This is a genomic window from Streptomyces sp. NPDC093261 (assembly GCF_044753645.1).
GTDB lineage: Bacteria > Actinomycetota > Actinomycetes > Streptomycetales > Streptomycetaceae > Streptomyces.
Genome location: NZ_JBIVNO010000003.1, coordinates 1 through 19,765 on the forward strand (window position 1 = coordinate 1; position 19,765 = coordinate 19,765).

Consider the following 19,765-nt stretch of genomic DNA (forward strand, 5'->3'; position numbering starts at 1 on the left):
CCGGCCGGAGACGGGGTATCAACATATCTGGCGTTGACTTTTGGCACGCTGTTGAGTTCTCAAGGAACGGACGCTTCCTTCGTACTCACCCGAGAGACTCTCTCAGGCTTTCCTCCGGGCGCTTCCCTTCGGTGTTTCCGACTCTATCAGATCTTTCCGATCCGATTTCCTCGGCGCTTTCCGGCCTTTCGGCCTTCCGGCGCTGCCGACTTTATCAGATCCTTCCGGGCTCTTTCGATCCCTTCGGGTCCTGATCCCCAGTCAACCGGGGGCGTCCTCCCAGCCCTTGGGCCGTTCCGACGAGTGAGACTTTAGCGGATTCCTTGCTCCCGAGCTAATCGGGGGCTGCGTCCTCGTAAAGCTTCGAACGCGGATTCCTCATTCCGAAAATACGCACGCCGAAGTGCACGGCGACAGAGCGCCGATTGATCGGTGGGTACCTGCGGAGTGGCTGTCCGGGGACCGACCGGAGTCGGCGCTCACGTCGGACAACCCGAAGAACTTTACGGGTCTGCCTGGGGTGTGTCAACTCCGCTCGCCACGGTCCCGGGCAGGCGTATGCTCCAGTCCATGACTTCGCGTACGTGCATCCGACAGTGGTGGGCCGCCTGACGGCGGCCGGACTCACGTATGCGCTCAACGGCCGCCGCTTCGGCGGCCGTTCTCATATCTCCTCCACAAGAGGCGGCGGGCCGGCAGCGGCGGCCCCGACCAGAAGGTGGAGAGATGACACGGGTCTTCAGTGGGGTCAAGCCGACCGGGCACCTGACGCTGGGCAACTACCTGGGTGCCATGCGGCGGTGGGTCGACGTGGACCAGCACCAGTCCGACGCCCTCTTCTGCATCGTCGATCTGCACGCCCTGACCGTGGACCACGATCCGGCACGGGTGCGCAGGCTCAGCCGCCAGGCGGCGACGCTGCTGCTCGCGGCGGGGCTCGATCCCGAGCTGTGCACCGTCTTCGTACAGAGTCATGTGGACGAGCACACGCGGCTGTCGTACCTGCTGGAGTGCGTGGCCACCGATGGCGAGATGCGGCGCATGATCCAGTACCGGGAGAAATCCACGCGCGAGCGGGAGCGGGGCGGGAGTGTGCGGCTGTCGCTGCTCACGTATCCCGCGCTGATGGCGGCGGACATCCTGGCCTACGGGGCCGACGAGGTGCCCGTGGGTGACGACCAGGCCCAGCATGTGGAGCTGACCCGGGATCTGGCCGTGCGCTTCAACCAGCGCTACGGGCTCACCTTCACGGTGCCCCGGGCGACTCGCCCCGAGGTCGCGGCCAAGGTCATGAACCTTCAGGACCCGACGTCGAAGATGGGGAAGTCGGACGACTCCGGGCCGGGGATCGTCTATCTGCTCGACGAGCCGGACGTGGTGCGGAGGAAGGTCATGCGCGGCGTGACGGACAGCGGATCGGACGTCGTGTACGACCGGGAGGCCCGCCCCGGGGTGACGAACCTGCTGGAGATCCTGGCCGCCTGTGAAGGAGGCGACCCCGAGGAGCTGAGCGGCGCTTACGGGTCGTACGGCGCTCTGAAGAAGGACACCGCGGAGGCCGTGGTCGAGGTGCTGCGGCCGGTGCAGGAGCGGCACAAGGAGCTGTGTGCGGATCCCGGGTATGTGGACGGGGTGCTGCGGGCCGGTGCGGAACGGGCCAGAGGGATGGCCCGACCGCAGGTGGACGCGGCGTACCGGGCGATCGGTTTGCTGCCGGCCGGGTGAGGGACCGCTGCCCACCGCCGGTCCCCCGGCGGTGGGCAGACCCGTCAGCTGTTGCCGGACGCCAGCTCGCGGCTGCGGTCGCGGGCCGCCTCCAGCGCGGCGATCAGTGCCGCGCGTACCCCGTGGTTCTCCAGCTCGCGGATGGCGTTGATCGTCGTGCCGGCCGGGGAGGTGACGTTCTCGCGGAGCTTCACCGGGTGCTCCCCGCTGTCGCGGAGCATGACCGCCGCGCCGATCGCGGACTGGACGATCAGGTCGTGGGCCTTGTCGCGGGGCAGGCCGAGCAGAATGCCGGCGTCGGTCATGGCCTCGACCAGATAGAAGAAGTAGGCCGGGCCCGAGCCGGACAGGGCGGTGCAGGCGTCCTGCTGGGCCTCGGGAACGCGGAGCGTCTTGCCGACGGCTCCGAAGATCTCCTCGGTGTGTGCGAGATGGGCCTCGGTGGCGTGGCTTCCGGCCGAGATGACGGACATGGCCTCGTCGACGAGGGCGGGGGTGTTCGTCATGACGCGCACCACGGGGGTGCCGGCGGCGAGGCGTGCCTCGAAAAAGGAGGTGGGGATGCCGGCGGCGCCGCTGATGACCAGACGGTCGGCGGGGATGTGCGGCGCGAGTTCGTCGAGGAGCGCGCCCATGTCCTGGGGCTTGACGGTGAGGATGAGGGTGTCGGCGGTCTTCGCGGCCTCGGCGTTGGAGACCGGGGTGACGCCATGGCGGCTGCGGAGCTCCTCGGCCCGTTCCCCGCGGCGGGCGGTGACCAGAAGGTCGGCGGGGGCCCAGCCGGCTCGGATCATTCCGCTGAGCAGGGCCTCGCCGATCTTTCCGGTGCCGAGGACTGCGACTTTCTGGGTCATGGTGCGGGTGCCCTCCGGGGGTTGCGTCGTCCGGGTTCATCCTCGCACCGGGGTGGGCGTACGGGGCGGGTTGTCCGGTGGGCGGGACACCGAACGGGTCCCGCGCCGTCCCTATGCCGTGCGACGCCTGAGGGTCGCCGCTCCCAGTGCGAGCACCAGGAGCGCGCAGCCCGCGACGATCAGGGCGTCCCGGACGAACGCCGTCGTCATGTCCGTATGGCGGAGCACCTCGTTCATGCCGTCCACCGCGTACGACATCGGCAGGACGTCGGAAAGCGCCGTCAGCACGGGATGCATGTCCGTGCGAGGGGTGAAGAGGCCGCAGAGCAGGAGTTGGGGGAAGATCACCGCCGGCATGAACTGGACCGCCTGGAACTCCGAGGCCGCGAAGGCCGAGACGAAGAGGCCGAGGGCCGTGCCGAGCAGGGCGTCGAGCAGGGCCACCAGCAGAAGCAGCCAGGGCGAGCCGGTGACGTCCAGGCCGAGGAACCAGACGGCCAGGCCGGTGGCCAGGGCAGACTGGACGATCGCGAGCGTGCCGAAGGCGAGGGCGTAGCCCGTGATCAGATCGGCCTTGCCGAGGGGCATGGCGAGGAGGCGCTCCAGGGTGCCGGAGGTGCGTTCGCGCAGGGTCGCGATGGACGTCACCAGGAACATCGTGATCAGCGGGAAGATCCCGAGGAGCGAGGCCCCGATGGAGTCGAAGGTGCGCGGGCTGCCGTCGAAGACATAGCGGAGCAGGACCAGCATCAGACACGGGACGACCAGCATCAGCGCGATGGTGCGCGGGTCGTGGCGGAGCTGCCGCAGTACGCGGGCGGCCGTGGCCGTCGCGCGGGAGAGGGTGAGGGCCCTCGCGGTCGGGTGGGCGGTGGCCAGGGTCATCGGACCGTCTCCTTTCCTGCCGTCCGCTGCGCCGTCGCCTCGTCCACCAGGTGCAGGAACGCTTCTTCAACCGTCTCCGCGCCGGTACGGGCCCGCAGGCCTTCCGGGGTGTCGTCGGCGAGCAGTTCTCCCTCCCGCATCAGCAGGAGGCCGTGGCAGCGCTCCGCCTCGTCCATGACATGGGAGGAGACGAGGAGGGTGGCGCCGCGGTCGGCCGTGAGGCGGTGGAAGAGGGCCCAGAGATCGCGGCGCAGGACCGGGTCGAGGCCGACGGTGGGTTCGTCGAGGACCAGGAGTTCCGGGGTGCCCAGCAGCGCGACCGCGAGGGAGACGCGGCTGCGCTGACCGCCGGAGAGGTTGCCGGCGAGGGAGTCGGCGTGTGACGTGAGGTCGACGTCGGCGATGGCCCGGGTGACGTTGTGGTGGCGGCGGCCGGCGGCGGCGCGGCCCGGGTCCAGGATCGCGGCGAAGTAGTCCAGGTTCTGGCGGATCGTCAGGTCCGCGTAGACGGAGGGCGCCTGGGTGACGTAGCCGATGCGGGAGCGCAGGGGGGCGGAGCCGGCGGGGAGGCCGAGGACCTCCAGGGTGCCGGTGACCTTGGCCTGGGTGCCGACGATCGCCCGCATGAGGGTCGATTTGCCGCAGCCGGACGGGCCGAGCAGACCGGTGATCCGGCCGCGGGGCACGGTGAAGCCGAGGTCGTGGAGGACCGTGCGGGTGCCGCGGCGGACGGTGAGCCGGTCGGCGTGGACGGCGGGTGTGGTGGAGGTGAGGGATGTGGCGGGTGTGGCGTGGGCGGAGGCCGGCGCGTCGGGGCCGGGCGGGTGGGCGCGGCGTTTATTCATCATGCGATGAATATGACGCGCACGGGTCCGGTCGTCAAGGGGCGGGGGTTCTGGTCGTCAAGGGGCGGAGGTCTGACGGAGGGTTCCGGCAGGGAGTCCTGGCAGGAAGTCCCGGCAGAGGGTCCTGGGGTCGATGCGGACTGCGGAGTCGATGCGGACTGCGGAGTCGATGCGGACAAGGCCGCCGGGCCGGGTGGGCGCGTGGGCTCGGCCTGACCGCCTCACCCGCGCCCGGCGCCCGGCGGCTTCGGCCCGAGCTCGGGCGGCCACCTCGGGGCTACGGACGTCGCGCCACGATGAGCTCCACGTCGTAGACCTCCTCCACGAAGCCGTCCGGGAAGTCCTCGAGCAGGCGCTCCCGTTCCCCGGCGAGGAAGGTGCGGGTGCCCTCCTCGCCGTGGACGAGGAAGAGCGAGTGGCTGCCGATGTTGGCGAGGTGGATGTCGACGGGCACCGTACGGCTCCAGCGCACCACGCGGTGGGTGTGGGCCGGGACCTCGGGGGCGCCCTCGAAGGCGAGTTCGGTACGGGTGCCGCCGGCGCCGTTCTTGGTGGCGTCCTCGGCGCCGAAGTACCGCTTGATGCGCTCCGCCTGCGCGGAGATCCAGGGCACGTCCGGGGCATCCATGTTCCACCACAGCGCGAGCGCGCCGCCCGGGCGCAGGACGCGCAGGGCCTCCGGGACCGAGCGGGCGGGGTCGGTCCAGTGCCAGGCCTGGGCGTAGGTGAGGAAGTCGACGGAGGCGGTGGCGAGCGGGAGGGCGTTGCCGTCGCCGCGCAGCAGCGGCACCTCGGGCAGGGTGCGGCGGAACTGGGCCGCCATCCCCTCGCCGGGCTCCATCCCGAGGACCCGCGCGCCTCTGGCCCTGAGGAGGGCGGTGGCGATACCGGTGCCGGCTCCGATGTCCACGACGCGGGCGCCGGTCAGGGGGCGGCCGGCGAGTTCCTCCAGCGCGTCGAAGAGGACGGGCGGATAGGAGGGTCGGTTGGCGGCGTACTGGGCCGCGGCGGCGTTGAAGGAGTGGGCTCGCAGGGAGCGGAAGGGCGCGGTCATACGCCCATGGTGGCGCGCCGCGGCGGCCGGCACGGCGAGTCGGGGAGAAGGGTCAGGAGCGGCGCTTGCGGGCCGGGTTCCCCGTACGGCGCGACGTGCGCTTCTCATGGGCGGCGCGGGCCTCGTCGTACTCCTCGCGGTGCAGCTTCTCGCCGGGGGCCTCGGCCAGCGAACGGACGAAGTAGGCGAGCAGTGAGCCGAGGAAGCCGATCGCGAGCAGGCCTCGGAGAGAGGACTGGCGCTCCGGGTCGGGGCGCTTGGTGAAGGCTCCCCAGGTGTGGCCGAAGGCCAGCGCGCTGCACACCGCGAACATCACCACGACCAACAGGGTCACGAGGCCGCCGACGTCGGCGATCTCCAGGCCCTGGTAGGCGAAGCGCAGCACGAGGCAGGAGACGGCGGCGGCCAGGAGTGAGCCGACGGCCACCGCCGCGCGGCGGGCGCCGTAGCCGCCGTCGTGGTCCACCCAGGTCGTGCCGAAGAAGCGGATCGGTTCGGGGCGGGGTCCGCGGGGGGTGTCCGGAGTGCCGTTGTCGTCGCTCACGCGTCGATTATCACCCCGGCGGCGGGCAGGACCCCGCCCCCGGTCCGGCTCAGCCGCAGCGGGAGGTGACGTAGCCGTCGCTGCCCGTGTGCACATACGCGTCCGCGACGTACTCGCCGTCGTCGATGCTGTCCCAGATGTTGCTCGTGCCGTACGGGCCGGTGACCGTCGTGCCCGGCGTCTGGCAGTAGATCGGCACCTTGGCCCCCTCGGGCAGGGTCCGGACGACGCCGTAGCCGGTGCCGGGGCCGCTGCGGACGCGGAGCTGGACGCCCGGGGCCACCGAGTAGTAGCGCACGGCCGCGGCGGTCGCGACAGACTCCGTCACGCCGTCGTGCCGGGCTTCTCCGACCTGGTCGACAGACATGGAATACCTCCCCCGTTGAGCCCCATGACCTCATGGGGTCCCGTTGATTCCCCCGCGTCACGCCACGAAACACAGCTGTGTGACACGCCCGTGGAGGCTAGCAAGCCGCCTCCGACTCGCACGAGTCATCGACTAGGCTCCGTGCGTCGCGCGCGCGGACGAACAGTCACGGGGGTGGTCCAATGGCGCCACAGCGCAACACCGGAGCGGGCGCGGAAGCGGAACTTCCCGAGTACGCCGGTCACTACCGCCTGGAGTCCTGCCTCGGCTCCGGTGGCATGGGTGTGGTGCATCTGGCCCGGAGCACCTCGGGGCTGAAGCTCGCGGTGAAGGTCGTCCACGCCGAGTTCGCCAAGGACCCGGAGTTCAGAGGACGTTTCCGGCAGGAGGTGGCCGCCGCCCGGAGGGTGAGCGGTGCCTTCACCGCACCCGTCGTCGATGCCGATCCCGAGGCCGCGCGGCCCTGGATGGCCACGCTGTTCATCCCAGGTCCGACCCTGTCCGACCATGTGAAGCGGAACGGGCCCATGGCGCCCGCCCAGTTGCGCCGGCTGATGGCCGGGCTCGCCGAGGCGCTGCGCGACATCCATCGGGTCGGGGTCGTGCACCGGGATCTGAAGCCGAGCAACGTGCTGCTCGCCGAGGACGGCCCGAAGGTCATCGACTTCGGCATCTCCCGGCCGAAGGACAGCGAACTGCGCACGGAGACCGGCAAGTTGATCGGCACGCCGCCCTTCATGGCGCCCGAGCAGTTCCGTCGGCCGAGGGAGGTCGGTCCGGCCGCCGACATCTTCGCGCTCGGGTCCGTCCTGGTGCACGCGGCGACGGGCCGTGGGCCGTTCGACTCCGACAGCCCGTATATCGTCGCCTACCAGGTCGTGCACGACGAGCCGGATCTGACCGGTGTGCCGGAGAGCCTCGCGCCGCTGGTCCAGCGCTGCCTGGCCAAGGAGCCCGAGGACCGGCCCACTCCCGACGAGCTGATGCGGGAACTGCGGTCGGTGGCGGCGTCGTACGACACACAGGCCTTCATACCGGCCCAGCGCACCGATGACACACAGAGCGGCACTCCGGGTGACCTGTCGAACGACGCTCCCGGTGACACGACGGGTGAACTGTCGAGTGACACCCCGGGTGACACGCCGGACGGTAAGCCGCCGCCCGAATCCCGTGCGGGCAGGCCGGGCCGGCGGCCCCGGGGCCTGCTCAGCCGGATGGCTCTGGTGGCGGGAGCGTTCAGTCTCGTGGTGGGCGGCGCATGGTCCGCCGTCCGGCTGTTCGACGACGGCGGTCCCGCTCCGGCCGGTCCCCGCACCACGCCGGCCGCGTTCCGCACCTGGGAGGCGAAGCCGACGTCCGGGGACAGTGCTGTGCCGCAGTGCTCCTACGGTGCGGAAGAGCTGCTGTGCGGACAGTCCGGTCTGGTCTTCGCCCTCGACCCGTCCGACGGCTCCCTGGTGTGGCGGCACAGGTACGCCCCGGCCGTCCGCAGCGGTCCACCGGTCCTCTCGGGCGGTCTGGTCCAGCCGTTGCCGGCCCGGCACCGGCGCCTGGAGGCGCTGGATCCCGGTTCGGGCCGGACCCGCTGGGACCGGGACATGCCCGCCTACAACGGGATGCGGCAGGCGGGGGGCATGCTCCTGCTCACCGGCACCGACGGGACGGTCACCGGCGTCAACAGCGCCTCGGGGAAGACCGAGTGGAGCCACCGGATCCCCGGCCAGAGCATGCCGTACTTCACCTCCTTCACCGGGGACCCGCTGGCGTACGCCGTGAGCACGTCCGACGACGGGTCGGGCACACGGGTCACCGCGGTGGACGCGGAGACGGGTGAAGTGCGCTGGGATGCCCGTATGAAGGGGAACCTCAGGCCGTTCGGGAGCGCGGACGGGTCCGTCTTCCTCCTCTCCGAGGACCCGGTCTACGGGCGCGCCCGAGCCGTGGTCCGCTACACCCCCGGGTCGAGGTCGACGCGGGCCGTCGCGCTGCCCTTCCCCCTGGACGACGCCCATGCCACTGTCCACGGCAGCACCGTCTATCTGCTGGCCGCCGGGGGCACGCTGGAGGCCGTCGACATGGACCGGCGCGGACAGCTCTGGCATGTCGAGACGTCCGTGAGCCGCGGCTCGGCGCCGGTCGCGGACGGCGGGCACGTCTACTTCACCGCGGCCGACGGACGGCTGCTCGCCTTCGACGCGGGCGACGGCCGGCTCCTCGGCCAGACCCGGCCGCGCCTCGGCCCCCATGCCGACCGGGTGACGGCCGCGCTGCCGGAGCCCGTGATCGTCGACGGTCATGTCTACGCGGGCGCCCCCGACGGCACGGTCTTCGGGGTGGACGGGCGTGATCCGTCGCTCTGGTGACATGCGAGGGGGCCGCTCCCGAAGGAGCGGCCCCCTCGCGCGTCGCCGGTCAGCCCGGCTCCGTCACGTGGTTCAGCCCAGCTTCGACACGTCGCGCACCGCGCCCTTGTCCGCGCTCGTCGCCATCGCGGCATAGGCGCGCAGGGCGGCCGAGACCTTGCGGTCGCGCTCCGCGGGGGCGTAGACGCCGTTCAGGGCGGCGCGGCGGGTGTCCAGCTCCTCGTCGGAGACCAGGAGGTCGATCGTGCGGTTCGGGATGTCGATGCGGATGCGGTCGCCGTCCCGGACCAGGGCGATCGTGCCGCCCGAGGCCGCCTCCGGAGAGGCGTGACCGATCGACAGGCCCGAGGTGCCGCCGGAGAAGCGGCCGTCCGTGACCAGCGCGCACGCCTTGCCCAGGCCGCGGCCCTTCAGATACGAGGTCGGGTACAGCATCTCCTGCATGCCCGGGCCGCCCTTGGGCCCCTCGTACCGGATGACGACGACATCGCCCTCCCTGACCTGCTGGGCGAGGATCTTCTCGACGGCCTGCTCCTGCGACTCGCAGACGACCGCGGGGCCCTCGAAGGTCCAGATCGACTCGTCGACGCCCGCCGTCTTCACCACGCAGCCGTCGACCGCGAGATTGCCCTTGAGGACCGCGAGCCCGCCGTCCTTGGAGTACGCGTGCTCGGCCGACCGGATGCAGCCGCCCTCGGCGTCCACGTCCAGCGCCTCCCAGCGCTCGGACTGGGAGAACGCCTCGGCGGAGCGCACACAGCCGGGGGCCGCGTGCCACAGCTCGACCGCCTCGGGGGAGGGGGAGCCGCCGCGGACGTCCCAGGTCTTGAGCCAGTCCGCGAGGGAGGGGCTGTGGACGGCGTGGACGTCCTCGTTCAGCAGGCCCGCGCGGTGCAGCTCGCCCAGCAGGGCCGGGATGCCGCCGGCGCGGTGCACGTCCTCCATGTAGTAGGTCCGGTCCTTGGCCACGTTCGGGGCGACCTTCGCCAGGCACGGCACCCGGCGCGAGACCTCGTCGATCTCCGCGAGGCCGAACGGGACGCCCGCCTCCTGGGCGGCGGCCAGCAGGTGCAGGATCGTGTTGGTCGAGCCGCCCATCGCGATGTCGAGGGCCATCGCGTTCTCGAAGGCCGAGAAGGTGGCGATGCTGCGGGGCAGGACGGTCTCGTCGTCCTGCTCGTAGTAGCGGCGGGTCAGGTCCATGACCGTGCGGGCCGCGTCCTCGTACAGCGCCCGGCGGGCGGTGTGAGTGGCGAGGACCGAGCCGTTGCCGGGGAGGGAGAGGCCGATCGCCTCGGTCAGGCAGTTCATCGAGTTGGCCGTGAACATGCCGGAACAGGAGCCGCAGGTCGGACAGGCGTTCTCCTCGATACGGAGGATGTCCTCGTCGGAGACCTTGTCGTTCACGGCGTCGGAGATCGCGTCGACCAGGTCGAGCGTACGGACCGTGCCGTCGACCAGGGTGGCGCGGCCGGACTCCATCGGGCCGCCCGAGACGAAGACCGTCGGGATGTTCAGGCGCAGGGCCGCCATCAGCATGCCCGGGGTGATCTTGTCGCAGTTGGAGATGCAGACCAGGGCGTCGGCGCAGTGGGCCTCGACCATGTACTCCACGCTGTCCGCGATCAGATCGCGGGAGGGGAGGCTGTAGAGCATGCCGCCGTGGCCCATCGCGATGCCGTCGTCCACGGCGATCGTGTTGAACTCGCGCGGGATGCCGCCCGCCTCGCGAATCGCCTCGCTGACGATCCGGCCGACCGGCTGGAGGTGGGTGTGGCCCGGGACGAACTCCGTGAAGGAGTTGGCGACGGCGATGATCGGCTTCCGTCCGATGTCCGCACCGGGTACACCGGAGGCACGCATCAGGGCGCGGGCGCCCGCCATGTTGCGGCCGTGGGTGACTGTGCGGGACCTCAGCTCGGGCATCGTCGCTCGCTCCTTCGGAGAGTTCTGACTCACGTCGAGCGTACGCCGGTGCTCCAAGGGACGGACACGACTGTCCGCGATACGGGACGAGTGTTTCAGGAACGCGGCGGGGCGCGGGCCGTCGTTCTCAGGGGTTGGTCAGATGTCCCTGCACCATCGGCGCCAGCCGCGCCACCAGTTGTTCCAAGTCGGCCGACGCCAGCGGCTCCACCTTGATCACATACCGCAGCATCGCGACCCCGACGAGCTGCGCGGCCGCCAGCTCGGCACGCAGTTCCGCGTCGGGCAGGCCGAGCTGCCCGGAGATGCGGCGCAGCAGCTGCGCGACGACCAGCCGGCGGAAGACGGCGGCCGCGGTCTCGTTGTTCACGGCGGAGCGGACGATCGCGAGCAGCGGCGCACGGGTCGCGGAGTTCTCCCAGACGCCGAAGAAGAAGCGGGTCAGGCGCTCGCCGACGGCCTCGCGGGGGCCCTCGGCGAGCGCGTCCGGCGCGCTCAGGGCGGGCGCGACGGCGACCTCGATGGCGGCCTCGAAGACCTGTTCCTTGGTGCCGAAGTAGTGGTGCACGAGCGCGGAGTCCACCCCGGCGGCCTTGGCGATGCCGCGGACGGACGTCTTCTCGTAGCCGCGCTCGGAGAACTCCTCGCGGGCCGCCTCCAGGATGCGGTCGCGGGTGGCGGGAGCCGTGGCCGTCTCCCTGCGGCTGGGCCGTCCCCTGCCGCGGCGGACGGGACCCGCTCCCGTCGTCCCGGACCCTCCGGTGGTCCCGGTCACGGACGGACCACCCCGCTCACCCGCGGGACACCTTCGCGGCGGACGCGAGGTGCAGGCGGGTGAAGGCGAGCGCCTCGGCGAGGTCGGCCTCGCGCTCGGCGGCGGACATCGCGCGGCGGGTGTTGACCTCGATGACGACGTACCCGTCGAAGCCGGTGTGCGCGAGGCGCTCCAGGACCTCCGCGCAGGGCTGGGTGCCGCGGCCGGGAACGAGGTGCTCGTCCTTGTTGGAGCCGTTGCCGTCGGCGAGGTGGACATGGCCGAGGCGGTCGCCCATGCGGTCGAGCATCTGAAGCGCGTCGGACCGGGCCGTGGCCGTGTGGCTCAGGTCGATCGTGAAATGGCGGTAGTCGTCCCTCGTGACGTCCCAGTCGGGGGCGTACGCGAGCATCTCCCGGTCCCGGTAGCGCCACGGGTACATGTTCTCTACGGCGAACCGCACATCCGTCTCGTTCGCCATGCGCCAGATGCCGGCGACGAAGTCGCGGGCGTACTGGCGCTGCCACCGGAAGGGCGGGTGGACGACGACGGTGCCCGCGCCGAGCTTCTCGGCGGCCGTGCGGGCGCGCTGGAGCTTGACCCAGGGATCGCTGGACCACACGCGCTGGGTGATCAGCAGACAGGGCGCGTGGACGGCCAGGATGGGGATCCGGTGGTAGTCGCTGAGCCGGCGCAGCGCCTCGATGTCCTGGCTGACGGGATCGGTCCACACCATGATCTCGACCCCGTCGTACCCGAGGCGCGCGGCGATCTCGAAGGCCGTCGCCGTCGACTCCGGGTAGACGGAGGCCGTCGACAGGGCGACCTTCGCATCCGGGATGCGCACCGCTGGTTCTGCCACGAGGGACAGGGTACGGGGCGGCGCCTTGACATGGAGGGCCGGTCGCGCAGGGCGGGGTGTGGGAAGGCGCACAGCGCCGGGTGGCACCCGCTACCCCGCCGCCATGTGGTCCAGGCGGCGAAGGATCACGCCCTCGCGCAGGGCCCACGGGCAGATCTCCAGGGTCTCCACACCGAACAGGTCCATCGCGCCCTCCGCGACCAGCGCGCCCGCGAGGAGCTGGGCCGACCGGCCCTCGGAGACGCCCGGGAGGTCCGCGCGCTGCTCGGCCGTCATCCCGGCGAGCTGCGGCACCCAGCCCTCCAGGGACTCCCGCTTCAGCTCGCGCTGCACATACAGGCCCTCGGCGGAGCGCGCCGCCCCGGCCAGGCGGGCGAGCTGCTTGAAGGTCTTGGAGGTGGCGACGACGTGGTCCGGCTCCCCGAAGCGGCTGAACTCGCCGACCGTACGGGCGATCCGGGCGCGCACATGGCGGCGCAGCGCCCTGACGTCCTCGGGCTCCGGCGGATCGCCGGTGAGCCAGCCCGCGGTGAGCCGGCCCGCGCCCAGCGGCAGCGACACCGCCGCGTCGGGTTCCTCGTCGATGCCGTAGGCGATCTCCAGCGAGCCGCCGCCGATGTCGAGGACGAGCAGCTTGCCCGCCGACCAGCCGAACCAGCGGCGGGCCGCGAGGAAGGTCAGTCGCGCCTCCTCCTCGCCGGTCAGCACCTGGAGCTCGACGCCGGTGGCCTCCTTGACCCGGGCCAGCACGTCGTCCGCGTTGCTCGCCTCGCGCACCGCGGAGGTGGCGAACGGCAGAAGGTCCTCGACACCCTTGTCCTCGGCCGCCTGGAGGGCGTCGAGGACGACGGCGATCACCTTGTCGACGCCCTCGGGGCCGATGGCGCCGTCGCCGTCGAGGAGCTGCGCGAGCCGCAGCTCCGCCTTGTGCGAGTGCGCGGGCAGGGGGCGCGCACCGAGGTGCGCGTCCACCACGAGCAGATGCACCGTGTTCGAACCCACATCGAGGACACCGAGTCTCATGTACGGAACGCTACTGCCAGTACGACGATCCTCAGTCCCTGAAGCGGTGCGGAGCCACTTACCCTGGAGGCGTGCCAAAGACGAAAAAGGCGAAGTCCGACAAATCCTCCAAGGGATCGAAGGATTCTCCGCAGGCGAAGGCGTCCACATCCCCCAAGGCCCCGAAGGTGAGCGACGAGAAGGGGCTCGATTTCGCGCGCGCATGGGTGGAGTTCCCGGATCCGGCCGACGACGACCAGGTCTTCCGCTGCGACCTGACATGGCTGACCTCGCGCTGGAACTGCATCTTCGGAAGCGGCTGCCAGGGCATCCAGGCAGGCCGCGCGGATGACGGCTGCTGCACGCTGGGCGCGCACTTCTCGGATGAGGACGACGAGAAGCGGGTGGCCGAACACGTGGCACGGCTGACGCCGGAGATCTGGCAGAACCATGACGTGGGCATGGAGACCGGTTGGGTCTCGGTGGACGACGAGGGTTCCCGGCAGACCCGCCCCTACCAGGGCTCGTGCATCTTCCAGAACCGGCCCGGGTTCGCGGGCGGCGCCGGCTGCTCGCTGCACATCCTGGCGCTGCGGGAGGGCCGCGAGCCGCTGGAGACCAAGCCGGACGTGTGCTGGCAGCTGCCGATCCGGCGGACGTACGACTGGATCGACCGGCCGGACGACACGCGGGTGCTCCAGGTGTCCATCGGTGAGTACGACCGCCGGGGCTGGGGCCCGGGCGGCCATGACCTGCACTGGTGGTGCACGTCGGCGACGTCGGCGCACGGCGCGGGCGAGCCGGTGTACGTCTCCTACCGGGCCGAGCTGACCGAGCTGATGGGCAAGGCGGGGTACGACCGCCTGGTCGAGCTCTGCGAGCAGCGCCTGGCTTCGCAACTGCCGCTGGTCGCACCGCATCCCGCCGATCCCGTGGAGTGAACGGCGCGCGGCGGTTGTCCCGCGCGTCCGGTGGGCCGGGGGCCGTGCCCCGTGCGGATCGATGAACCGGGGGCCGTACCCGTCGGGCCGATGGACCGGGGCCGTACCCGTCGGTTCGATGGACCGGGGACCGCATCCCGCGCACCCCGTGGGCCGGGGACCGCATCCCGCGCACCCCGTGGGCCGGGGACCGCATCCCGCGCACCCCGTGGGCCGGGGTCTATGAGGACGGGCTCGGGTCCGCGCTCCCGGGGGACGGCGGGGCGGAGGACGAGGGGTTCTGGGAGGGGGCCGGGTCCGTGGTCGGCGGGGCCGTGGGCGTCGGGTCGCCGGGCGTGGGCTCCGGGCCGGTCGTGGGCGGATCGCTCGGCACGGGGACGGACGGGCCGGTGTGCACCGGGGTGGGGCGCGGGTCGGGCGAGCCCGCCGTCCCATAGCCGTCGATCGTGACCACGGCGCCCGCGGGTGCCACCGCCACGCGCGCGTGCCAGGGGCCGGACGGTTCGTGCAGCGGGTCGACGTACACCCGGACCGTGACCGACGCTCCTGGGGCGAGCGTTCCGGACGCCTGGCTGAGCGAGAGCCAGGAGGCTCCGGTGGAGGCCGACCAGGAGACCGGCGCGCTGCCCGACGCGGCGAGCGTGATGAGGGTCGTGGTGCCGTCGCCGGCGGCCGTCACCGTGAGGTGTCCCGCTTCCCCGGCACCCGTCCGCACCCCGATGACCTCGACGGACACATCGGGTGAGCGGCCGTCCTTGCCGAAGCGGGGGCCGGGTCTCGTATGCGCGTTGCCCGCGTTCTCGTACCCGTCCGAGTCCGCGCCGCCGAGCACGGCGGAGTCGTGCAGCTCGCGCGCGGTGACCGGGCGGCCGTCGGTGCCCTCGCCGGTGAGGGGCGCACCGCGGTAGGCCGCCCACAGGGCGATGACCGGAGCCGCGACCACGGCGGCGACGACGGTCGTGGTGACGGCACGCGCGCGTAGGCGGTCGCGTCGCGCCGCGTGGTCCTTGGGCTCCACGGGGAAACCGCGCCGGTCGAAGCGCGGAGCAGCGCCTCGCGCGCGTGGGGCATGCGCCATCGCGGCGTGCAGCGCGGTGCGCGGAGCGCCGAGGACGGGGAGCGCGGCTGGGGTGACGCTGGTGCCCGGCCAGGCGCCGGGGACCGCACGCTGGGCGGTGCGGCGGCAGCGCGGGCAGTCGTCGACGTGCCGGACGAGTTCGCGGCGCAGGGTGGCGCTCAGCACGAACTGGTGGTCGTCGGTGAGGCGGGCCACGCTCGGGCAGGAGCCGGTCTCGACGACCGCGAGCGCGGCGCGGGTGCGCTCCACCTCACAGGCGGCGGAGGCGAGGAGCTCACGCGCGGCCGCCACGTCCATGCCGAGCACGGCGGCGACCTCCCGGGCGGTGAGCTGGTGACGCACGGCGAGTTCGAGCGCCTCCCGCTGCTCGGGCGTGGTGCCGGCGGCCTCGGGCCAGGCGAGCTGGGCGAGTTCCCCTCTGCGCTGTTGCCGGATCTCCTCGGGGACGGCTCCCCCTGGGGCGGAGGCGCCGGCGATCGTCTCGGCGGCGCGCCGGTCGTCGGCCTCCCGGTACGCGCGAGGGCCGCGGTCGCGCCCGGCGGTAGGGCCGGTCTGTCGGCGGCGCCGGGCCTCCGCGAGCCTGCGCAGACAGGACCAGCGGGCCAGGGCGTACAGCCAGGCGCGGCAGTCCTCGGGGGTGTCCGGGCCACGGCTGCCACGGCGCTCGGCGAGCGCGAGGGCGTCCCCCAGGGCGGCCGTCGCCGTGTCGTGATCACACAGCACCGACAGGCAGTACGTGAACAGGCCGTCGAGGTAGGGCTCGTAACGCGCGGGCGGGTGCTGTGCCGTGGTGCGGGCGTTCACGCCACGACGCACGCTCCCCCGCTTGCGGGCGTCTTTGCGCGCCGGGCGTGCGCCGGTGGCGTGCGTGGAAGTCTCCGGCCTGCTGCTCATCACCCGTGCGACCGTAGGCGCCGATGGGCGGCACCTTCTTCCCCCTTGCGCACTTTTACTCCGTACGGGTGAAACGATCCCTCATAACGGGCCACGAGCGACGGGTGCGGCCGACCCTGCGCGCGCCGGCACTCCGACCGCGCGCAGGTCTCGGGCGCCCGCGCTCCCCGCACCCGCGCCGTGGGCGCCGGGCGCCGGGCGCCAGGGCCTCGGAGGAGGGCGGCGGTGGGCGGCGGGCAGCGGCCGGTGTCACGGCCCGTGGCCCCGGTGTCGTGGGCCGGGCCGGTCTCCCAGGCCGGGCCCGGTGTAGGCCGCGGGCCCTGGCGTCGTAGGCCAGGTCCGGTGTCGTAGGCCGCGGGCCCTGTGTCGTAGGCCAGGCCCGGTGTCGTAAGTCAGGCCCTGTGTCGTAGGCCGCGGGCCCTGGCGTCGTAGGCCAGGTCCGGTGTCGTAGGCCGCGGGTCCTGTGTCGTAGGCCAGGCCCGGTGTCGTAAGTCAGGCCCTGTGTCGTAGGCCGCGGGCCCTGGTGTCAGTGGGTCCCGCTACGGTTTCGTCCATGGCTGCCCGTACGAAGACCACCAAGGACCGGCCGTCCTACCGCTGCACCGAGTGCGGCTGGCAGACGGCCAAGTGGCTCGGCCGCTGCCCCGAATGCCAGGCGTGGGGCACGATCGAGGAGTACGGCGCGCCCGCGGTGCGGACGACGACACCGGGCCGGGTGACCACCTCCGCCCTCCCCATCGGCCAGGTCGACGGGCGGCAGGCCACCGCCCGGTCCACCGGCGTGCCCGAGCTGGACCGCGTCCTCGGCGGCGGGCTCGTGCCGGGTGCGGTCGTGCTGCTCGCCGGCGAGCCCGGCGTCGGCAAGTCCACGCTGCTGCTGGACGTCGCGGCGAAGGCGGCGAGCGACGAGCACCGCACGCTGTATGTGACGGGCGAGGAGTCGGCGAGCCAGGTGCGGCTGCGCGCCGACCGCATCAGGGCCATCGACGACCACCTCTACCTCGCGGCGGAGACCGATCTGTCCGCCGTTCTCGGCCACCTGGACGCGGTGAAGCCGTCCCTCCTCGTCCTGGACTCCGTGCAGACCGTCGCCTCTCCCGAGATCGACGGCGCGCCCGGTGGCATGGCCCAGGTCCGGGAGGTCGCCGGGGCCCTCATCCGCGCCTCCAAGGAGCGCGGCATGTCCACCCTCCTCGTCGGCCACGTCACCAAGGACGGCGCGATCGCGGGCCCGCGCCTGCTCGAACACCTGGTGGACGTCGTCCTGCACTTCGAGGGCGACCGGCACGCCCGGCTGCGCCTGGTACGAGGCGTCAAGAACCGGTACGGCGCGACCGACGAGGTCGGCTGCTTCGAGCTGCACGACGAGGGGATCACCGGCCTCGCCGACCCGAGCGGTCTGTTCCTGACCCGCCGCGACGAGCCGGTCCCCGGCACCTGCCTGACCGTCACCCTGGAGGGCCGCCGGCCCCTCGTCGCCGAGGTGCAGGCCCTGACGGTCGACTCGCAGATCCCCTCCCCGCGGCGTACGACGTCCGGCCTGGAGACCTCCCGCGTCTCGATGATGCTGGCCGTGCTGGAGCAGCGCGGCCGGATCAGCGCCCTCGGCAAGCGGGACATCTACTCCGCGACGGTCGGCGGGGTGAAGCTCTCCGAGCCGGCCGCGGACCTCGCGGTCGCGCTGGCGCTGGCGAGCGCCGCGAGCGACACCCCGCTGCCCAAGAATCTGGTGGCGATCGGCGAAGTGGGGCTCGCGGGGGAGGTAAGACGCGTCACAGGGGTGCAGCGCCGGCTGTCCGAGGCCCACCGTCTGGGCTTCACACACGCCCTCGTTCCGGCCGATCCGGGCAAAATCCCGCCCGGGATGAAGGTGCTGGAAGTGGCGGACATAGGGGACGCCCTGCGGGTCCTTCCGCGCTCCCGTCGGCGAGAGGCCCCGCGGGAGGAGGAGGACCGCCGGTAGACTTTGCCCTGGTCTCGCCCGTCCGTACGAACCGAGAGTGCGACACGGGAGCGCCCCAGAACCTGCGACCGGAGGAGTGCAGTGGCAGCCAACGACCGGGCGGCAGCTCCCGGAAAGTCCGGCGGGAGTTCCGGTGCCGATGGCCTGATGCGCGCCTCACTGAGCGCCGTGGCTCCCGGCACGCCCCTGCGCGACGGACTCGAGCGCGTGCTCCGCGGCAACACCGGCGGTCTCATCGTGCTCGGCTCCGACAAGACCGTCGAGACCATGTGCACGGGTGGCTTCGTCCTGGACGTGGAGTTCACGGCCACCCGCCTGCGCGAGCTGTGCAAGCTGGACGGCGCCCTGGTGCTCTCCTCGGACCTGTCGAAGATCCTCAGGGCGGGCGTGCAGCTCGTACCCGACCCGACGATCCCGACGGAGGAGACGGGCACGCGCCACCGCACGGCGGACCGGGTGAGCAAGCAGGTCGGCTTCCCCGTGGTCTCGGTCTCCCAGTCGATGCGCCTGATCGCGCTGTACGTCGACGGGCAGCGCCGGGTGCTGGAGGACTCGGCGGCGATCCTGTCCCGCGCCAACCAGGCCCTCGCCACCCTGGAGCGGTACAAGCTCCGTCTGGACGAGGTGGCCGGCACGCTGTCCGCGCTGGAGATCGAGGACCTGGTGACGGTCCGGGACGTCTCGGCGGTGTCGCAGCGGCTGGAGATGGTCCGCCGTATCGCGACCGAGATCGCGGAGTACGTCGTCGAGCTGGGCACGGACGGCCGTCTGCTCGCCCTCCAGCTCGACGAGCTGATCGCCGGGGTGGAGCCCGAGCGGGAGCTGGTGGTGCGCGACTATGTGCCCGAGCCGACAGCGAAGCGCTCCCGCACGGTCGAGGAGGCCCTGTCCGAGCTGGACGCGCTGTCCCACGCCGAGCTTCTCGAACTCCCCACGGTGGCCCGCGCCTTGGGCTACACCGGTTCCCCCGAGGCACTCGACTCGGCCGTGTCCCCGCGCGGCTTCCGTCTGCTCGCGAAGGTTCCGCGGCTGCCCGGCGCGATCATCGACCGCCTGGTGGACCACTTCGGGGGCCTCCAGAAGCTGCTCGCGGCGAGCGTCGACGACCTCCAGACGGTGGACGGCGTCGGGGAGGCCCGGGCGCGCAGCGTCCGCGAGGGCCTGTCGCGACTGGCGGAGTCGTCGATCCTCGAGCGGTACGTCTAGCCTCCGGCGGCATCCTGCGGCCGGGCCACGTGGGTCCGGTCCGGTGGCAGGGCGCGGTGCGCGGTGAGGGACGGGGACCCGCCGGAAAACCGGTGGAGCGGCTTCGCTGCCGCCTCTACGTTCGGAGGATGACTACCCGAACGTTCCGGATCACCGTCCGCGGCGTCTTCGACGGGCTCGGCGACGGGCAACGCGCCGAACTCCTGGCACGCGCCGCCGAGCACGACGTGCTGCGCGCGGCCTTCACCCCCGAGGGCCACCTCAGTTACGACCTCGCGGCCCGCTCCGCCTTCACCTTCCGCTTCCTCGACTCGGGCGAGGCCGAGGAGGACATCCTGACCGCGACGGAGCGCGCCGAGGCCTCCACGAGGGCCTGGCTCACCGAGCGCGGGTACGGCTACAAGAACCTCCGCTCCAGCGCCGAGGACCTCTCCGAGGCCCCGCTCGGCAAGCGCCGGCGCCGGGCCCTCACCCGCCCGTCCTCCTGACCGGACCCGGGCCC

17 protein-coding genes are annotated in these 19,765 nt (G+C 72.3%); 6 read left to right on the top strand and 11 right to left on the bottom strand.

Annotated elements, in window-relative coordinates:
- The first annotated feature begins 726 nt into the window (after window positions 1-726).
- Window positions 727-1,725, top strand: coding sequence for a tryptophan--tRNA ligase (gene trpS, locus ACIP94_RS09150; protein ID WP_402421774.1), 999 nt, complete (start codon window positions 727-729; stop codon window positions 1,723-1,725).
- A gap of 44 nt (window positions 1,726-1,769) precedes the next feature.
- Here trpS and proC read toward each other — a convergent pair whose 3' ends face one another.
- The 6 genes from proC to ACIP94_RS09180 all read right to left on the bottom strand — a co-directional run bounded on the left by proC (window position 1,770) and on the right by ACIP94_RS09180 (window position 6,274).
- Entirely contained in the window at window positions 1,770-2,579 is an 810-nt protein-coding gene (gene proC / locus ACIP94_RS09155; RefSeq protein ID WP_402421777.1) for a pyrroline-5-carboxylate reductase, read from the bottom strand.
- 111 nt (window positions 2,580-2,690) lie between these two features.
- Window positions 2,691-3,464, bottom strand: a complete 774-nt coding sequence (locus ACIP94_RS09160) for an ABC transporter permease (RefSeq protein WP_402421779.1) — start codon at window positions 3,462-3,464, stop codon at window positions 2,691-2,693.
- Entirely contained in the window at window positions 3,461-4,312 is an 852-nt protein-coding gene (locus ACIP94_RS09165; RefSeq protein WP_402421781.1) for an ABC transporter ATP-binding protein, read from the bottom strand. The genes ACIP94_RS09160 and ACIP94_RS09165 overlap by 4 nt, the downstream gene beginning before the upstream one ends.
- 274 nt (window positions 4,313-4,586) lie before the next feature.
- On the bottom strand, window positions 4,587-5,363 hold the full coding sequence (locus ACIP94_RS09170; protein ID WP_402421784.1) for a class I SAM-dependent methyltransferase: 777 nt from the start codon (window positions 5,361-5,363) through the stop codon (window positions 4,587-4,589).
- Window positions 5,364-5,415: 52 nt separating this feature from the next.
- On the bottom strand, window positions 5,416-5,907 hold the full coding sequence (locus tag ACIP94_RS09175; RefSeq protein ID WP_402421787.1) for an EamA/RhaT family transporter: 492 nt from the start codon (window positions 5,905-5,907) through the stop codon (window positions 5,416-5,418).
- Between the two features lie 49 nt (window positions 5,908-5,956).
- A complete protein-coding gene (locus ACIP94_RS09180) occupies window positions 5,957-6,274 on the bottom strand; it encodes an SH3 domain-containing protein (RefSeq protein WP_402421790.1) in 318 nt (105 codons plus the stop codon).
- A 182-nt stretch (window positions 6,275-6,456) separates the two neighbouring features.
- On the opposite strand from ACIP94_RS09180, the gene ACIP94_RS09185 reads away from it, so the two are divergent.
- Window positions 6,457-8,637, top strand: coding sequence for a PQQ-binding-like beta-propeller repeat protein (locus tag ACIP94_RS09185; protein ID WP_402421793.1), 2,181 nt, complete (start codon window positions 6,457-6,459; stop codon window positions 8,635-8,637).
- A 72-nt stretch (window positions 8,638-8,709) separates the two neighbouring features.
- On the opposite strand, the gene ilvD is transcribed toward ACIP94_RS09185, so the two are convergent.
- The 4 genes from ilvD to ACIP94_RS09205 form a co-directional block, all read right to left on the bottom strand.
- Entirely contained in the window at window positions 8,710-10,563 is a 1,854-nt protein-coding gene (gene ilvD / locus ACIP94_RS09190) for a dihydroxy-acid dehydratase (RefSeq protein WP_402421796.1), read from the bottom strand.
- 127 nt (window positions 10,564-10,690) lie between these two features.
- Window positions 10,691-11,338: a TetR family transcriptional regulator gene (locus tag ACIP94_RS09195; protein WP_402421799.1), complete on the bottom strand. Its 648-nt coding sequence runs from the start codon at window positions 11,336-11,338 to the stop codon at window positions 10,691-10,693.
- 16 nt (window positions 11,339-11,354) lie between these two features.
- On the bottom strand, window positions 11,355-12,179 hold the full coding sequence (locus tag ACIP94_RS09200) for a sugar phosphate isomerase/epimerase family protein (protein WP_402421802.1): 825 nt from the start codon (window positions 12,177-12,179) through the stop codon (window positions 11,355-11,357).
- 90 nt (window positions 12,180-12,269) lie between these two features.
- The gene (locus ACIP94_RS09205) at window positions 12,270-13,202 is read right to left on the bottom strand and encodes a Ppx/GppA family phosphatase (RefSeq protein WP_402421805.1); all 933 of its coding nucleotides are present in this window, start codon (window positions 13,200-13,202) and stop codon (window positions 12,270-12,272) included.
- Between the two features lie 71 nt (window positions 13,203-13,273).
- Between ACIP94_RS09205 and ACIP94_RS09210 the strand changes: the two genes are divergently transcribed.
- Window positions 13,274-14,122, top strand: a complete 849-nt coding sequence (locus ACIP94_RS09210) for a hypothetical protein (RefSeq protein ID WP_402421808.1) — start codon at window positions 13,274-13,276, stop codon at window positions 14,120-14,122.
- Window positions 14,123-14,342: 220 nt separating this feature from the next.
- Here ACIP94_RS09210 and ACIP94_RS09215 read toward each other — a convergent pair whose 3' ends face one another.
- Entirely contained in the window at window positions 14,343-16,097 is a 1,755-nt protein-coding gene (locus tag ACIP94_RS09215; protein WP_402421811.1) for a hypothetical protein, read from the bottom strand.
- Window positions 16,098-16,647: 550 nt separating this feature from the next.
- Here ACIP94_RS09215 and radA point away from each other — a divergent pair.
- The 3 genes from radA to ACIP94_RS09230 all read left to right on the top strand — a co-directional run bounded on the left by radA (window position 16,648) and on the right by ACIP94_RS09230 (window position 19,751).
- Window positions 16,648-18,057, top strand: coding sequence for a DNA repair protein RadA (gene radA / locus ACIP94_RS09220; protein WP_402421813.1), 1,410 nt, complete (start codon window positions 16,648-16,650; stop codon window positions 18,055-18,057).
- A gap of 81 nt (window positions 18,058-18,138) precedes the next feature.
- Window positions 18,139-19,263 (top strand): DNA integrity scanning diadenylate cyclase DisA, encoded by a 1,125-nt coding sequence (gene disA, locus ACIP94_RS09225; RefSeq protein ID WP_402421816.1) that lies wholly within the window; start codon window positions 18,139-18,141, stop codon window positions 19,261-19,263.
- Window positions 19,264-19,391: 128 nt separating this feature from the next.
- Window positions 19,392-19,751 carry a DUF6204 family protein gene (locus ACIP94_RS09230; protein WP_402421819.1) on the top strand — a complete coding sequence of 120 codons (360 nt, stop codon included), beginning with the start codon at window positions 19,392-19,394 and terminating at the stop codon, window positions 19,749-19,751.
- The last annotated feature ends 14 nt before the right edge of the window (window positions 19,752-19,765 follow it).

Bases quoted from the DNA above. Each gene is read 5' to 3' on its own strand.
- trpS (WP_402421774.1), top strand. From the start codon at position 727: ATGACACGGGTCTTCAGTGGGGTCAAGCCGACCGGGCACCTGACGCTG.
- proC (WP_402421777.1), bottom strand. From the start codon at position 2,579: ATGACCCAGAAAGTCGCAGTCCTCGGCACCGGAAAGATCGGCGAGGCC.
- ACIP94_RS09160 (WP_402421779.1), bottom strand. From the start codon at position 3,464: ATGACCCTGGCCACCGCCCACCCGACCGCGAGGGCCCTCACCCTCTCC.
- ACIP94_RS09165 (WP_402421781.1), bottom strand. From the start codon at position 4,312: ATGATGAATAAACGCCGCGCCCACCCGCCCGGCCCCGACGCGCCGGCC.
- ACIP94_RS09170 (WP_402421784.1), bottom strand. From the start codon at position 5,363: ATGACCGCGCCCTTCCGCTCCCTGCGAGCCCACTCCTTCAACGCCGCC.
- ACIP94_RS09180 (WP_402421790.1), bottom strand. From the start codon at position 6,274: ATGTCTGTCGACCAGGTCGGAGAAGCCCGGCACGACGGCGTGACGGAG.
- ACIP94_RS09185 (WP_402421793.1), top strand. From the start codon at position 6,457: ATGGCGCCACAGCGCAACACCGGAGCGGGCGCGGAAGCGGAACTTCCC.
- ilvD (WP_402421796.1), bottom strand. From the start codon at position 10,563: ATGCCCGAGCTGAGGTCCCGCACAGTCACCCACGGCCGCAACATGGCG.
- ACIP94_RS09205 (WP_402421805.1), bottom strand. From the start codon at position 13,202: ATGAGACTCGGTGTCCTCGATGTGGGTTCGAACACGGTGCATCTGCTC.
- radA (WP_402421813.1), top strand. From the start codon at position 16,648: ATGGCTGCCCGTACGAAGACCACCAAGGACCGGCCGTCCTACCGCTGC.
- ACIP94_RS09230 (WP_402421819.1), top strand. From the start codon at position 19,392: ATGACTACCCGAACGTTCCGGATCACCGTCCGCGGCGTCTTCGACGGG.